We start from the raw sequence: 14,907 nt of genomic DNA, 5'->3' as shown, positions 1-14,907 counted from the left end.
CCGTGGCTGACCTCCCCGAACTCACCGTCCAGGGCTGGGGCCCCTCGGGTGACCGCGTCGCGACGGTGGCCGCCCGGGAGGGCGCCACCGCCCCCGACGACGGCGTGCTGGAGCTCGCCCCGGACTCCGGCGACGGGCTGCCCCGGGCCGCGCGCGCGCTGCTGGCGCGGGAGCTGGGCTGGACGCCGCGACCGACGCCGCCGGTGCCGGTGCGCGACATCCGGCTGGCCCCCTCCCGGCTGCCCGCGGACGCCCGCGCCCGGTTCGTCGCGCTGCTGGGCGAGGACGCCGTGCTCGACGACCGGCACGCCCGGCTCGGCCACGCCGGCGGCAAGAGCTACCTCGACCTGCTGCGGCGGCGCGGCGGGGACGCCAGCGACGCCCCGGACGCCGTCCTGCTGCCCGACGGCACCGAGCAGGTCGCCGCCCTGCTGCGCACCTGCGGCGAGCTCGGCGTGGTGGTCGTGCCCTTCGGCGGCGGCACCAGCGTGGTCGGCGGCCTGGCCGGCACCGACGCCGACGACCGGCCCGTGGTCGCGGTCGACCTGCGCCGGATGGCCGGCGTCCGGGGGCTGGACGTGCCCTCGGCGCTGGTCACCGTCGGGCCGGGGATGCGCGGGCCGGCGCTGGAGGAGGCGCTGGCCGCCGACGGGCTGACCCTCGGCCACCTGCCGCAGAGCTGGGAGTTCGCCACCCTCGGCGGGTACGCGGCGACCCGGTCGGCCGGGCAGTCCTCCACCGGGGTCGGCCGCTTCGACGACCTCGTCGCCGGGCTCACCCTGGCCACGCCGTCCGGGGTCCTGGAGCTCGGGAACCCGCCGGCGTCGGCGGCCGGCCCCGACCTGCTCGGCCTCGCGCTGGGGTCGGAGGGCACCCTCGGCGTCATCACCGAGCTGCGGCTGCGGGTCCGGCCGAGGCCGCGGAGCTCGCAGTACGAGGGCTGGTCGTTCCGCAGCTGGGCGGCGGGGCTGGCGGCGCTGCAGCGGCTGGCCCGGCACGACCTCCTGCCCGACGTCGTCCGGCTGTCCGACCCCGACGAGACCCGGGTCTCGCTGCGCCAGTCCGGCGGCCTCGGCGCCCGGGTGCTGCGGGGCACGCTGCGTGCCCGGCGGCGCGGTGCCGGCTGCCTGCTGGTGGTCGGCTGGGAGGGGCTGCCGACGATCGTCCGCGCCCGCCGGTCGGCGGCCTCCTCGGTGCTGCGCGACGGCGGCGCGGTGCGGCTGGGCAGCCGGGTCGGCAGGTCCTGGGTGCGGCACCGGTTCGCCGCCCCCTACCTGCGGGACCGGCTGCTGGACAACGGGCTGCTGGTCGAGACGCTGGAGACGGCGGCCACCTGGAGCGCGCTGCCCGGGGTCTACGACGCCGTCCGCCGGGCGCTGCGCGGGGCGCTGACCGGCCCGGGCCGCCGCCCGCTGGTGATGACGCACGTGTCCCACGGGTACCCGACCGGCGCGTCGCTCTACCTGACGGTGCTGGCCGACCGGGACGACGACCTGCCGATCCAGCAGTGGCTCACCGCCAAGCGCGCGGCCACCGACGCGCTGCTGGCGGCCGGCGGCACGCTCACCCACCACCACGGGGTCGGCGCCGACCACCGGCCGTGGCTGGCGCAGGAGATCGGCCCGCTGGGCGTGGACGTGCTGCGCAGCGTCAAGCAGCGGCTCGACCCGCAGGGCATCTGCAACCCGGGGGTGCTGCTGCCCGACTGACGTTTCGGCACCTCGGTGGGGGTACCGGACCGACATGGCCACGGACAGCGACCCCCGTCCGGGCGGCGAGGTCGTCTGGGCCGAGGACGCGACCGGGCCGCTGCTGCGCTTCAGCGGGGCCGTCGACCGCGAGGTGGTGCGCCGCTTCCGCCTGCTGGTGCCGCCCGCCTCCTGGCCGGCCCGCGCCGACCTGGGCGCGGTGACCGAGCTCGGCCCGGCCGGGCTCGAGCTGCTGGTGCACCTGGCCCGCAAGCCCCGCCGGCGCGGTGGGGAGCTGGAGCTGACCGCGCTGCCCGACCACCTGCGGCCGGTGCTGGCCCGGGCCGGGCTGTCCAGCCTGCTGCCCCGCACGAACGGCACCCCGACCACCGCCTGAGCGCGTGCCGGCCCCGCTGCCCCGCCGGGGTCAGGGGCGGGAGCAGCGGGGCGGCAGGGCGCTGCGGTCAGGCGGCGCGCTCGGTGACGGCGTAGCCGTGGCTGAACACCCGGTCGGGGTCGACCTGCGCCGTGACCTCCAGCAGCCGCTCGGCCACGGCCGGCGGGTAGGCGGCGAGGACCTCGTCGGGCCCGGCGACGTCGCCCAGGAAGTTGACCAGGCAGCCGGGTGCCGCCCACGGCCGCAGCGCCGCCAGCACCCCGCGACCGGCCGCCGACACGATCTCGGTCAGCCCCGGCGCGGCCGGCCCGCAGACGAAGAGCGACCACGCCGCGTCCCGGCCGGAGACCGCGTTCGGCACGGCCGGCGGGCGGCCCAGTGCCCCGCCCATCAGCCGGAGCTCCGCGGCGATCAACGGCACCTGCTGCTGCGGGCCGGCGGTGGCCAGGAACGCCTCGACCGCCTCCGCCGGCAGCTCGCGGAGCAGCATGCCCTTCTCCCACACCGGCATCGGGTCGACCGGGTCCACGTGCACGCTGTCCAGCTCGGTGGGCAGGATCGGGCCCACGTAGCCGAGCAGGATGCGCCCGGCGGTCGTCATCGGGGCCAGCAGCCGGTCGGCCTCGGCGGGGTCCAGCCCGGTCGAGGCGAACCGCAGGTGCACCACGGTCTGCCCGCGCAGCGGCGGCGGCAGCTCCTCCAGCACCGGCAGCCGGAGCACCGCCAGGGACGGCGTGACCTCCTCCGGCAGGGCCGGGGCCCAGGTCCGGAAGGCGTGCAGGACGGCGGCGGCGTCCTCGCCGGCGAAGAACAGCCCTCCCCCGACGAGCGCGTCCCCGGGCACCAGCCCGATCTCCATCGCGGTGACGATGCCGAGGTTGGACTTCCCGCCGCGCACCGCCCAGAACAGCTCCGGCTCCTCGTCGGCGCTGGCCCGGCGGAGCACGCCGTCGGCGGTGACGACCTCGACCGCGGTCACGTGGTCGGCGGCGAAGCCGTGCTTGCGGCCGAGCGGGCCCATGCCGCCGCCGACGGTGTACCCGATGGCGCCGACGTCCGAGGAGGACCCGACCAGCGGCGTCAGGCCGTGCTCGGTGGCCGCCTCGAGCACCTTGGCCCACTTGACGCCGGCCTGGACCCGGGCGCTCCGCCGGGAGGGGTCGACCGCGACGCCCTGCATCCGCCGGGTGGAGACCAGCAGGCAGCCGGTCGCCGCGCGCGCCGGGCCGTGCCCGGTCGCCTGGACGGCGACGGCCAGCCGGTGCTCGGCGGCCCACCGGACGGCCGCGACCACGTCGGCCGCGCAGGTCGCGCCGACGACCACCGCCGGCCGGTGCTCCACGGCGGCGTTCCAGCAGGCGACCTCGGCGGCCATGCCGTCCTCGGCGCCGTCGCCGTCCCGGTAGACCGGGCCGTGCACGCGGCCGCGCAGGAGGTCGACGTCGGCCGGCGTCGGCAGCGGCGGGGTCGGCAGCCGCAGGACGGGGACGTCGTCGGCCGGGGTGGGGACGGGGGCGGTGATGCTCATCGCGGGGGGTTCCTCGCCGGTGGTCCGCGGCGACGCCGCGGGGTGGTCGGGACGGCACCCACCCTGCTGACCGCGGCTTGCGGGGCACTGGTGGTCCACTGGTGACCGCGCTGGTGACCGCGCTGGTGGACCGGGCCGCAGACCCTGTCCGGGAGCAGCCGGGCACTCCATACTCCGGGCGTGCGTTTCGACGTCCTCGGCCCGCTGCAGGTGACCGGGCAGGACGGCCGCGTCGTGGAGCTCGTCGGCGCGAAGCCGCGGGCGCTGCTCACCCTGCTGCTCAGCCAGCCGGGCCGGGTGGTCGGGATCGACCGGATCGTCGACACGCTGTGGGGCGACGACCCGCCGCCGACCGTCACCGGCACGCTGCAGTCCTACGTCTCCCAGCTGCGCCGGGCGCTGGAGCCCGGTCGCGGCCCGCGCCAGGCACCGGCGGTGCTGCTGACCCGGCCCCCCGGCTACGCGGTGCAGGTGGCGGAGGAGGACCTGGACCTGCTGGTCTTCACCCGGCTCGTCGAGGACGGCGACCGGGCGGTGACCGCCGGCGACCCGGACCGCGGGGTCGCGCTGCTCGACCGGGCGATGGACCTGTGGCGGGGTGAGCCGCTCGCCGAGCTCAGCGACGCCCCGGGCGCGTCCACCGAGCGGCTGCGGATCGTGGAGCTGCACGTGCGGGCGCAGGAGCGGCGCTGCGACGCCCTGCTGGCGCTCGGCCGCCCGGAGGCCGCGATCAGCGACCTGCAGCGGCTGGTGGCGGAGAACCCGCTGCGGGAGCGGCTGTGGGCGCGGCTGGTCACCGCGCTGTACCAGGCCGACCGGCAGGCCGAGGCGCTCGACGCCTGCCGGCGGTGCGCCGCGCTGCTCCGCGAGGAGCTGGGCATCGACCCCGGCCCCGAGCTCCGCGACCTGGAGCGCGCGGTGCTCACCCAGGACCCCCGGCTGGTCCAGCGGCTGCCCCGGCCCGAGCTGCCGCCGTCGGTCACCGGCGGTCCGGCGCCGCCGGCGTCCACGCTGGTCGGCCGGCTGCCCGAGCTGGCCCGGCTGACGTCGGTCGTCGACGAGGTGGGCGCCGGGCACGCCCGGCTCGTCGTGCTCGAGGGCGAGGCCGGCATCGGCAAGACCCGGCTGGCCGAGGCGGCCGCGGACCTGGCCCGGGACCGGGGCTGGCCGGTGGCCTGGAGCCGGTGCGCCGACGAGGCCGGCGCCCCGGCGCTGTGGCCGTGGACCCAGGTGCTCGAGCAGCTGGGCCGGCCGCCGCTGGAGCCGGCCGGCACCGGCGACGAGGACGACGCCGACGCCGCCCGCTTCCAGCTCTTCCAGGACCTGTGCGGCCGGCTGACCGAGGCGGCCGGCCCCCGGCCGGTGCTCGTGGTGCTCGACGACCTGCAGGGCGCGGACACCACCTCGGTCCAGCTGCTCGGGCTCCTCGCCCGCCACCTGCGGGCGCCGGTGCTGCTGGTGGTCACCGTGCGCACCGTCGGGGAGGACCTCCCCGGCGCGGTGGCCCTCTGCCTGACCCGGATCAGCCGCGAGGCCTCCACCACCCGGCTGGTGCTGGCCGGCCTGGACGCCGCCGACGTCTCCGCGCTGCTGGCGGCGCAGCTGGGGACGGCGGGTGACCGCGGGCTCGCCGAGGCGGTGCACGACCGCACCGGCGGCAACCCCTTCTTCGTCGTGGAGCTGTCCCGCTGGATGGTGGGGGCGCACGACCTGCACCTGGACCGCGCGCCGGTCCCGCCCTCGGTCCGGGACGTGCTGCGCACCCGGCTGGCCCGGCTGCCCGCCGAGACCCTCGACGTCCTGCAGGTCGCGGCGGTGCTCGGCCGGGAGGCGGGCCTGGACCTCCTGGAGGCCGCCGGCACGCCACCGGAGCAGGCCGTGGTCGCGATGGACACCGCGCTCGCCGTCGGCCTCGTCGTCGACGGCCAGGCGGCCTGGACCTGGCGGTTCACCCATGCGCTGGTCCGCGAGGTGCTGCTCGGCGACATGCCCCGGCTGCGGCTGGCCCGGCTGCACGGGCGGGTGGCGGAGGCGCTGGAACGGCAGGGTCCCGACGCCCTGGGCGCGCCCGGGGACGCGCTGGACGAGCGGCTCGCCCACCACTTCGTCGAGGCGACCCCGGTGCTCGGCCCGGCGCGGGCGCTGCACTGGTCGGTCCGCGCCGCCGAGGCCGCCCGGCGCCGGCTGGCCCACGACGAGGCCGCCGCGCACACCCGGCGCGCGCTGGGGCTGCTCGCCCGCAGCACGCCCGTCGACGTCACCCGCCGGCTGGACCTGCTCACCGCACTCGGCAACGACCTGCTCCGCAGCGGCCACCTGCTGGAGGCCCAGCAGGTGGTGGCCGAGGCGATCACGGCGGCCCAGGCGTCCGGCGACCGCTGCCGGCTGGCCGACGCCGCGGCGGTCTGGGGCGGGGTGACGCTGTGGAACTGGCGGCCGCACGGGGTGGTCGACCGCGCGATGGTCGGCGTGCTCGAGGGGCTCGTGGCCGACGACCCGGGCGGGGGTCCGCCCACCGTCGAGGAGCAGCGGCGCACCGCCCGGCTGCTGGGCACGCTCGGGGTCGAGCTGGCGTTCAGCCAGGACCTGGTCCGGGGCGTGCGGCACGCGGAGCGGGCGATCGCCCTGGCCCGCGAGCTCGGCGACCCGGAGCTGCTCGGCAGGACGCTGAACAACTACGGGCTCGCGGTGTGGGGGCGGCCGGGGGCGGCGGAGCTGCGGCTCTCCGCGACCGACGAGGCGCTCGCCCTGGCCGGGCACGGCCTGCCCCGGCGCACGGAGTTCTTCGCCCGGCTGCACCGCGCCGCGATCCGGTTGCACCTCACCGACGTGGCCGGCTTCGACGAGGACCTGTCGGCGGCGCGGCGGCTGGCCCTGTCGCTGTCCGGCCCGGAGGTGCGCCCGCACGTGCTCTGGCAGGCCGCGGGCGCCGCCTGGCTGCGCGGGGACGCGGCCGCCGCCGAGCAGCTGACCACCGAGGCCTACGACCTGTACCGGGTGGTCACCCCGCACGCCCGGCACGCCTGGGCCGCCCACCTGTTCGCGCTGCGGCGGGCCGAGCGCCGGCTGGACACCGTGCTCGACCTGCTGGTGGAGACCGGCGACGAGGGCAGCCCGCTGCTCCGGGAGATGGCGGTGCTGGCCGCCGCGGAGGGCGGCGACCCGGGTGAGGCGTGGCGGCTGCGCCGCCGCTGGGGCCGCACCGAGGTGCGCGACTGGGCCAGCGACGTCGCCGTCCTGCTGCAGGCGGAGAGCGCGCTGCTGCTCGACGACGAGCCGGAGTGGGACGCCGCCGTCGCCTCGCTGCTGCCCTTCAGCGGCCGGCAGGCGGTGCTCGGCACGCCGGCGTTCAGCCTGGGCAGCTACGACGAGCTGCTCGGCCGGTTCGCCGAGCACCGCGGCGACCCCGCCGGTGCGGCCCGCTGGTGGCGGGCCGCGCAGGCCCAGGCGCACCGGGTCGGCTCACCGCACCAGCTGCGCCGGGCCTCCGTCGGGCTCTCCCGGCTGGCCGGCTGAGTCAGCTCCGCGGCGGACGGCGGACCGGGGGCAGCCGCGGGGCGAGCAGCCGGACCAGCGAGCCGCCGACGACCGCCGACACCACGACGACCACGAAGAACCCGCCCCGGCTCAGCTGGTCCACCCCGGCGACGCTGAGCAGCATGACCAGCACCGCGGCGACGAGCAGCGACGTGCCGGCCGCGAGCATCACCAGCAGCCAGCGCGGCGGGCCGGCCGGGGCGTCGGGGCGCGGGTCGGGGTCGGGTCGGCTCACCGCCGTAGTGGACCACGGCCGGGGGTGGCGGGGCCTCCCCCGTCCGAGCTGGCCGACCGGACCGTGATCGACCAGGCTCGGCACCATGACGACTGCCGCCGCTCGCACGGGCGTGACCAGCGAGGTGGGGCGGCTGCGCACGGTGCTGCTGCACCGCCCCGGCGCCGAGCTGCGGCGCCTCACCCCGCGCAACAACGACCAGCTGCTGTTCGACGGCGTGCCCTGGGTGGCCCGCGCGCAGGAGGAGCACGACGCCTTCGCCGCCGCGCTCACCGACCGCGGCGTCGAGGTGCTGCACCTGGACCGGCTGCTGGCCGAGGTGATGGGCGTGCCCACCGCCCGGTCGGAGGTGATCGCCGCCGCGGTCGACGACCCGCGGCTGGGCGCCACCCTGCGGCACGCCACCACCGCGCACCTGTCGGACCTGGCGCCCGAGGACCTGGCCACCGCGCTGATCACCGGGGTCGCCCACGACGAGCTGCGCGGCGGCCGCGGGCTGGCCTACCGGCTGATGGGCCGGGGCGAGTTCGTCGTCCCGCCGCTGCCCAACCTGATGTTCACCCGCGACTCGTCGGTGTGGGTCGGAAGCCAGGTCGCGGTGACCTCGCTGGCCATGCCGGCCCGCGACCGGGAGAGCGCGCTGACCGCCGCGCTGTACGCCCACCACCCGCGCTTCGCCGGGGTCGACCAGCTCTACGGCCCCCAGCTGGAGCACCTGGAGGGCGGGGACGTGCTGCTGCTCTCCCCCGGCGTGCTCGCCGTCGGCGTGGGCGAGCGGACGACGGCCGGTGGCGCCGAGCGGCTGGCCCGCCGGGTGTTCGCCCGCGGGCTCGCGCGCACGGTGCTCGTCGTCCCGATCGCCCAGGAGCGGGCGACGATGCACCTGGACACCATCTGCACGATGGTCGACGTCGACGCCATGGTCATGTACCCCGCCGTCGCCGGCTCGCTGCAGGCCTGGACGGTCACCGCCGGGGGCGAGCTGCCCGACGACGCGGACACCACGGAGCTGTCGGTGGAGGGGCCGCAGCCGTTCCTGACCGCCGCGGCCACCGCGATGGGCATCGACCGGCTCCGGGTGATCGACACCGGTCTGGACCCGGTGACCGCCGAGCGCGAGCAGTGGGACGACGGCAACAACACCCTCGCCCTCGCCCCCCGGCTGGCGGTCGCCTACGAGCGCAACACGGTCACCAACGCCGCGCTCGAGGCGGCCGGGATCGAGGTCGTCGCCATCTCCGGCTCCGAGCTGGGCAGCGGTCGCGGCGGCCCGCGGTGCATGTCCTGCCCGGTGCTGCGGGAGCCGCTGCCCGGCTAGGCCGCCCGGCGCTCCCCGGCGGTCGCGGTGGCGTCCCGCGGCCAGTCCGCCGCGACGCCGACCGGCCCGGTCGCCGTCCGGCCCGGGTCGGGGCGCCGCCGGGCAGCCAGCCGGTCCGACCACGGCCGGGACGCCTCCCCGGGACCGCTGCGCGGCGCCCGGTGGCGCAGCGCCAGCGCGCTGACCAGGACCGCGCCGCCGAGCAGCAGCAGGTGCGCCACCGCACGGTCGGCGTGCACCTGCCCGGCGCGCAGGTCGCCGAGGGTGACCCAGCTGAGCACGGCGGTGAAGGAGAGCAGGAACGGCAGCGCGCCCGCGGCCAGCCGGGGCAGGACGGCGACGACGAGGAAGCAGGCGGCCAGCCCGAGGTTCCAGGCGCCGGTCTCGTGCGTCAGGTGCACCGGGGCGGCCATGCCGGTCATCCCGCCGGCCAGCGCCGGGACGCTGACCGCGAGCTGCCCGGCGCCGACGGCCAGCAGGGCGAGCCGCAGCCCGGCGTCCCACCCGTGCCGGCGCCGGCGGGACGGGGCGGCCGGCAGCAGCGCCAGCACGGCCGCGGTCACGTCCGGCACCGGCTGCGCGGGCACCAGCCGGGCCCGCCGGGTCACCTCGGCGGCGGCGTCGGCCCAGCCGCGGCAGGCCGGGCACCCCGCCAGGTGCTCGTCGACCCAGCGCTGCGGCACGCCCGGCGACTCGCCGTCCAGCGTCGCCGAGACGGCCTCACGACATGTTGCACAGCCCACGGTGGCATAGTCGCCGCCGACGGACGCGGAGTTCCCGGAGGGTGACGTGGGACAGCTGGAACGTCTCGCGGCACGGGCGGCCGGCGGGGACACGGCGGCGCAGGCCGCGCTGATCAGGGAGACGCAGGCCGACGTCTGGCGGCTGTGCGCCCACCTCGCCGACCGGCAGGTGGCCGAGGACCTGACCCAGGAGACCTACCTGCGGGCGCTGCCGGCGCTGGCCCGGTTCGAGGGCCGCTCGTCGCTGCGCACCTGGCTGCTGTCCATCGCCCGCCGGGTCTGCGCCGACCACCTGCGCACCCGGAAGCGGCGCGGGCTGGTGCTGGTCGGCGAGGACACCGACCTGGCCGCGCTGGAGCGCGACGCGCCCGCTGACGAGGTCGCCGGCACGGTCGCCGCCCAGGACGTGCTGGACCGGCTGGAGCCCGAGCGACGGGAGGCCTTCGTGCTCACCCAGCTGATCGGGCTGCCCTACGCCGAGGCGGCCGAGGTGGTGGGCTGCCCGATCGGCACCATCCGCTCCCGGGTGGCCCGGGCCCGCGCCGACCTGGTGCAGGCCCTGGTCGCCGCCGACCACCCCCGCAGCCGCCGCCCCTCCTGAGGGCCATGTTGGCCAACATGGCCCCGACTGCTCAGGGGTTCTGGGCGGCCATCCGGCGGAGGCGCTCGTTGTAGGCGGTCAGCGCGGGGTCCTCGCCGCTCTCGCCGCGGGCGACGGCCCGCTCGTAGCTGCGGTCGGCGGCCCGGTTGGCCCGCTCCTCGCTCCGGGTCCAGGAGAAGAAGACCACCGCGAGCACCAGCACCGTCGGGAACTCACCGAAGGACCACGCGATGCCACCGGCCGCGCCCTGGTCGTAGAGCGGGTCGATGCCCCAGGACGCCGGCGGGTTCGCGTAGCTGGACAGCAGCACCGTGTTGCTCATGATCACGATGACGCCGAAGAAGGCGTGGAACGGCGCCGGCAGCAGCAGCTCGAGCATCCGGCCGCCGTGGCTGGACTGCCGCGGCCACGGGTCGACCGCCAGGATCGGGCCGAAGAACAGCAGCCCGGTGACCAGGAAGTGCAGCAGCATCAACGTGTGCCCGGGGGTCGACGCCATCAGGTCGTCGAACACCGGGGTGAAGTAGACGCCGTACAGGCTGGCGATGAACAGCGGCACGGTGAACAGCGGTGAGGCGACCGCCTGCGCCAGCCGGCTGTGCAGGCAGCTGAGCAGCACCCGGCGCGGCATGCCCGCCGGGCCGGGGACGGCGGGCAGCCCGCGCAGCGCCAGCGTCACCGGCGCCCCCATCAGCAGGAACAGCGGCGACAGCATGGTCAGCACCATGTGCTGGACCATGTGCAGGCTGAACATGCCCATGCCGTAGGTCTGCAGACCGCTCGCGGTCACGTAGAACAGCAACGCGCAGCCGACCAGCCAGGCGACGGTCCGCCCGACCGGCCAGGACACGCCCCGCCGCTGCAGCCGCCACAGGCCCAGGCCGTACCCGACCGCCAGCAGCACCGCCAGCCAGGCGACCGGCGAGGCCGAGCCCAGGTCCAGGCCCAGCACCCGCGCCGCGGTCGGCGGCAGCTCCGGCAGGTGCATGCCCCCCATGCCGCCCATGCCGTCGTGGTCCACCCGTCGTCCTTCCCCTCAGCCCTCGAGTACGGCACCCACGGTAGGCCGGTTCAGCGCAGGGTGACCTGCCGGGACAGCAGCCCGGCGCGGGCGCGGCGCTGGTCGGCGGTCAGCGGGTCGGTCACCGCCAGCGCGGCCTCCAGCCGCGACTGCAGCCCGGCCGACGGGCCGGCCCACTCCGCGCCGGGGACGTCGGCGGGGACGTCCCACACCGGGACGACGAGACCGTGCGCGCGGAAGGCCCCGGCGTAGCGGGTGCCCTCGCCGAGGGTGAGCTGCTCGGCGGCGGAGAGCCGGGCCAGCGCGTCCAGCAGCGCCTCCTCCGGCTCCGGGCGGACCCAGCGGACGTGCGCCCGCTCCTCGCCGGGACGGCACCAGTAGGCGGCCTCCAGCCCCTCGAGCCGCACGGTCGGCATGACCATCTCGTTGGCGTGCGCCAGCCCGGCCTGGGCGGCGGGGTCGACGGTGGCGCCCTCGAGCCAGAAGCCGAAGTCCTCGTGCACGGTGACGTCGAACGGCGCGCTCGGGTCCAGCAGCTCCTGCAGCCGGGGCCCGGCCGAGCCAGCGGCGCCGATCGGGCCCGGGTCGACCGGGGCGCCGGCGGGGGCCTCCAGCGCGGCGGCCAGGGAGGTGCCCAGGTCGCGGCTGATGTCGTCGGAGGAGGTCGCCAGCTGCAGGCCCAGCAGGATCTGCCCGTTGGCCCGGACCAGCGCCGGCGTCCCGCCGGGGAGCACGCTGGCGAGGACGACGTCCGTGCCGTCGGTGGTGCGCAGCGTCGCGGTCGCCGCCGGCACCAGCTCGCGCAGCGCCACCCAGTCGGCCTCACCGGTCAGGCCCTCGAACGGCCGGCGCACGGGCGGGGCGTAGCCGGAGCCGTGGCAGTGCTTGTAGCGGCGGCCGGAGCCGCACGGGCAGGGGGCCTTCGGGTTGACCTCCCCGGCGGCGGCGGGAGCGGCGGCGGGACGGCGGGTCGTGGTGCGGGCCATGGGGCCAGCGTAAGTGGCCCCACCGCGGTGCCCCGCCGCGAGCCCACGAGGGGCCGGGGGCGCCGGGGTCCTCCGATTAGGCTCCGCGGGTGACGTTGGCTGCTGCGCCCCTCGACCTGACCGACCCCGCCGTCATCGCCGACCCCTACCCGGCGTTCGCCGCCGCCCGGGCCCGCGGGGCCGTCCAGTGGCACGAGGGGCTGGGCATGTGGCTGGCCTTCGGCCACCCGGAGGTCAACGCGGTGCTGCGGGACCGCCGGCTGGGCCGGATCTGGTCGGACAAGGCGCCGGCGGAGCGGTTCGAGAGCTTCAACCTGATCCACCGGAACGCGATCCTGGAGATGGAGCCGCCGACGCACACCCGGCTGCGCCGGCTGATCAGCGCGGCCTTCGCCCGCGGTCACGTCGAGCGGCTGCGGCCCTGGGTGCAGGAGCTGGCCGACTCGCTCGTAGACGAGCTGGTCGAGCGCTCGGCCGGGCAGACGCCGGTCGACGTGCTGTCCGGGATGAGCGAGGAGCTGCCGGTCGCCGTCATCGCCGAGCTGCTCGGGGTGCCCGCGGCCGACCGCCCGCTGCTGCGGCCCTGGTCGAACGCGATCGTGAAGATGTACGAGTACGGCCGGACGACGCAGATCGAGGACGCCGCCGAGCGGGCCGCCGACGAGTTCGTGGCCTACCTGCGGGAGCTGGCGGCCGAGCGGCGGCAGGCGCCCGGCGAGGACCTGCTGACCCACCTGGTCACCGTCCGGGACGCGGAGGGCGACCGGCTCACCGAGGACGAGCTGGTCACCACCTGCATCCTGCTGCTCAACGCCGGCCACGAGGCGACGGTCAACGTCAGCGGCAACGGCCTGCTGGCCCTGCTGGAGCACCCCGCGGAGCTGGCCCGGCTGCGCGCCGACCCCGGCCTGATGCCCACCGCGATCGAGGAGCTGATGCGCTTCGACTCGCCGCTGCAGCTCTTCGAGCGGACGGCCACCGAGGACGTCGAGGTCGGCGGCGCCACCGTCGCGCGGGGGCAGAAGATCGCCGCACTGCTGGGCAGCGCGAACCGGGACCCGGCCGTGTTCGCCGACGCCGACACCCTCGACGTCGGCCGGGCGGACAACCCGCACATCTCCTTCGGCGCCGGCGTGCACTTCTGCATCGGCGCGCCGCTGGCCCGGGTGGAGCTGCAGGCCTCCTTCGGCGCGCTGCTGGGCCGCACCTCGGCGCTCGAGCTCGGCGCCCCCGCCCGGCGTCGTCCCGAGTTCGTGATGCGCGGCCTGTACGACCTGCCCGTCGTCCTCACCCGCTGAGCGGAGTGCCAGGGGCGCGGAAACCGCGCCCTGGCACTCCACTCAGTGCGTCAGAGGCGCTGGGCGAGGCGGTGGTAGGCGGCGCTCCAGCGCAGCTCCTTGGCCAGGCTGCGGCGGGTGGTGTCCGAGTCGATGAGCACCAGCTCGGTGTCGAAGACCTCGGCCAGGTCGGTGAGCTCCTCGGCCCCGAGCTGGGTGGACAGCACCGTGTGGTGCGGCCCGCCGGCGGTGAGCCAGCCCTCGGTCGCCGTCTCGAAGTCCGGCCGGGGCTCCCACACCGCGCGGGCGACCGGCAGGTTCGGCAGCGGCTCCGACGGCTCGACCACGTCGACGACGTTGGAGACCCAGCGGAACCGGTCGCCCAGGTCGCACCAGCCCAGCGTGATCCCGGCGCCCGGAGCAGCGTCGAACACCAGCCGCGCCGGGTCCTCGCGGCCGCCGATGCCCAGCGGGTGCACCTCGAGCCGCGGACGCTCACCGGCGATCGACGGGCAGACCTCGAGCATGTGCGCGCCGAGGATCTTCGGGGTGTCCGAGGCCAGGTCGTAGGTGTAGTCCTCCATGAAGGAGGTGCCGCCGGGCAGGCCCTGGGCAGCGGTCTTGAGCACGTGCAGCAACGCCGAGGTCTTCCAGTCGCCCTCGCCACCGAAGCCGTACCCGTCGGCCATCAGCCGCTGGACGGCGAGGCCGGGGAGCTGGCGCAGCCCGCCGAGGTCCTCGAAGTTCGTGGTGAACGCGCCGAACCCGCCGTCGGTGAGGAACGAGCGGAGCGCCACCTCGATCCGGGCCTGGTAGCGGACGCTGTCGTGCCGCTCGCCGCCGGGCCGGAGGTCGGCCTCGATCTCGTACAGGTCGCCGTACTCGGCCACCACCGCGTCGACCTCGGCGTCGGACACCTGGTCGACGACGGCGACGAGGTCGTTGACGCCCCAGGTGTTCACCGACATGCCGAAGCGGATCTCGGCCTCGACCTTGTCGCCCTCGGTCACCGCCACGTTCCGCATGTTGTCGCCGAACCGGGCCAGCTTGAGCCCGCGGGCCGCGGCGGCACCGGCGGCGGCGCGCGCCCACGACCCGACGCGGGCCTGCACCCGCGGGTTGGCCGCGTGCCCGGCGACCGTGGTCCGCGGGGTGCGCAGCCGGGTCAGGATGAACCCGTGCTCCCGGTCGCCGTGGGCGGCCTGGTTGAGGTTCATGAAGTCCATGTCGATCGTCGCCCAGGGGAGGGCGGCGTCGGCCTGGGTGTGCAGGTGCAACAGCGGCTTGCGCAGCGCGTCGATCCCGGAGATCCACATCTTCGCCGGGGAGAAGGTGTGCATCCAGGTGATCACGCCCAGGCAGGCCGGGTCCTCGTTCGCCTCGCCCATGATCCGGCGGATGGCGCCGGCGTCGGTGAGCACCGGCTTCCAGACCACCCGGACCGGGACGGCGTCGGCGCCGTCCAGCGTCGCGGCGACGCGCTGGGACTGCTCGGCGACCTGCTGGAGGGTCTTCTCGCCGTACAGCCCCTGGCTGCCGGTGAGGAACCAGATCTCCTGACCTTCGAAGGGCACGG

The 14,907-nt window shown here is 77.0% G+C and carries 12 protein-coding genes; 6 read left to right on the top strand and 6 right to left on the bottom strand.

Going from position 1 to position 14,907, the window contains the following annotated elements; translation table 11 throughout:
- Positions 1–2 precede the first annotated feature (2 nt).
- A complete protein-coding gene (locus MODMU_RS01305) occupies positions 3–1,709 on the top strand; it encodes an FAD-binding oxidoreductase (protein WP_014738342.1) in 1,707 nt (568 codons plus the stop codon).
- A gap of 34 nt (positions 1,710–1,743) precedes the next feature.
- On the top strand, positions 1,744–2,085 hold the full coding sequence (locus tag MODMU_RS01300; protein WP_014738341.1) for an STAS domain-containing protein: 342 nt from the start codon (positions 1,744–1,746) through the stop codon (positions 2,083–2,085).
- Positions 2,086–2,152: 67 nt separating this feature from the next.
- Here the strand turns inward: MODMU_RS01300 and MODMU_RS01295 are convergent, their stop codons facing one another.
- Entirely contained in the window at positions 2,153–3,613 is a 1,461-nt protein-coding gene (locus MODMU_RS01295; protein ID WP_014738340.1) for an FAD-binding oxidoreductase, read from the bottom strand.
- A gap of 180 nt (positions 3,614–3,793) precedes the next feature.
- On the opposite strand from MODMU_RS01295, the gene MODMU_RS01290 reads away from it, so the two are divergent.
- The gene (locus MODMU_RS01290) at positions 3,794–7,129 is read left to right on the top strand and encodes an ATP-binding protein (RefSeq protein ID WP_014738339.1); all 3,336 of its coding nucleotides are present in this window, start codon (positions 3,794–3,796) and stop codon (positions 7,127–7,129) included.
- Between the two features lies 1 nt (position 7,130).
- Here the strand turns inward: MODMU_RS01290 and MODMU_RS01285 are convergent, their stop codons facing one another.
- The gene (locus MODMU_RS01285) at positions 7,131–7,385 is read right to left on the bottom strand and encodes a hypothetical protein (protein WP_014738338.1); all 255 of its coding nucleotides are present in this window, start codon (positions 7,383–7,385) and stop codon (positions 7,131–7,133) included.
- Positions 7,386–7,470: 85 nt separating this feature from the next.
- On the opposite strand from MODMU_RS01285, the gene MODMU_RS01280 reads away from it, so the two are divergent.
- Positions 7,471–8,703, top strand: coding sequence for an arginine deiminase (locus tag MODMU_RS01280; RefSeq protein WP_041794836.1), 1,233 nt, complete (start codon positions 7,471–7,473; stop codon positions 8,701–8,703).
- Here MODMU_RS01280 and MODMU_RS01275 read toward each other — a convergent pair.
- Positions 8,700–9,446 (bottom strand): zf-HC2 domain-containing protein, encoded by a 747-nt coding sequence (locus MODMU_RS01275; RefSeq protein ID WP_083869635.1) that lies wholly within the window; start codon positions 9,444–9,446, stop codon positions 8,700–8,702. The genes MODMU_RS01280 and MODMU_RS01275 overlap by 4 nt on opposite strands.
- Before the next feature lie 46 nt (positions 9,447–9,492).
- Here MODMU_RS01275 and MODMU_RS01270 point away from each other — a divergent pair, with 46 nt between their 5' ends.
- A complete protein-coding gene (locus MODMU_RS01270; protein ID WP_014738335.1) occupies positions 9,493–10,047 on the top strand; it encodes a sigma-70 family RNA polymerase sigma factor in 555 nt (184 codons plus the stop codon).
- Between the two features lie 31 nt (positions 10,048–10,078).
- On the opposite strand, the gene MODMU_RS01265 is transcribed toward MODMU_RS01270, so the two are convergent.
- Positions 10,079–11,068, bottom strand: a complete 990-nt coding sequence (locus MODMU_RS01265; RefSeq protein ID WP_014738334.1) for a cytochrome c oxidase assembly protein — start codon at positions 11,066–11,068, stop codon at positions 10,079–10,081.
- A gap of 50 nt (positions 11,069–11,118) precedes the next feature.
- Positions 11,119–12,054, bottom strand: a complete 936-nt coding sequence (locus tag MODMU_RS01260; protein ID WP_014738333.1) for a DUF5926 family protein — start codon at positions 12,052–12,054, stop codon at positions 11,119–11,121.
- A gap of 89 nt (positions 12,055–12,143) precedes the next feature.
- Between MODMU_RS01260 and MODMU_RS01255 the strand changes: the two genes are divergently transcribed.
- Positions 12,144–13,352 (top strand): cytochrome P450, encoded by a 1,209-nt coding sequence (locus MODMU_RS01255; protein ID WP_014738332.1) that lies wholly within the window; start codon positions 12,144–12,146, stop codon positions 13,350–13,352.
- A 50-nt stretch (positions 13,353–13,402) separates the two neighbouring features.
- Here MODMU_RS01255 and araA read toward each other — a convergent pair whose 3' ends face one another.
- Positions 13,403–14,905: an L-arabinose isomerase gene (gene araA / locus MODMU_RS01250; RefSeq protein WP_041794834.1), complete on the bottom strand. Its 1,503-nt coding sequence runs from the start codon at positions 14,903–14,905 to the stop codon at positions 13,403–13,405.
- Positions 14,906–14,907: the final 2 nt, after the last annotated feature.

The organism is Modestobacter italicus (genome assembly GCF_000306785.1).
Taxonomy (GTDB): Bacteria; Actinomycetota; Actinomycetes; order Mycobacteriales; family Geodermatophilaceae; genus Modestobacter; species Modestobacter italicus.
Note: the sequence above shows the minus strand (reverse complement) of the source record. Positions and strands in the feature narration are given on the sequence as shown.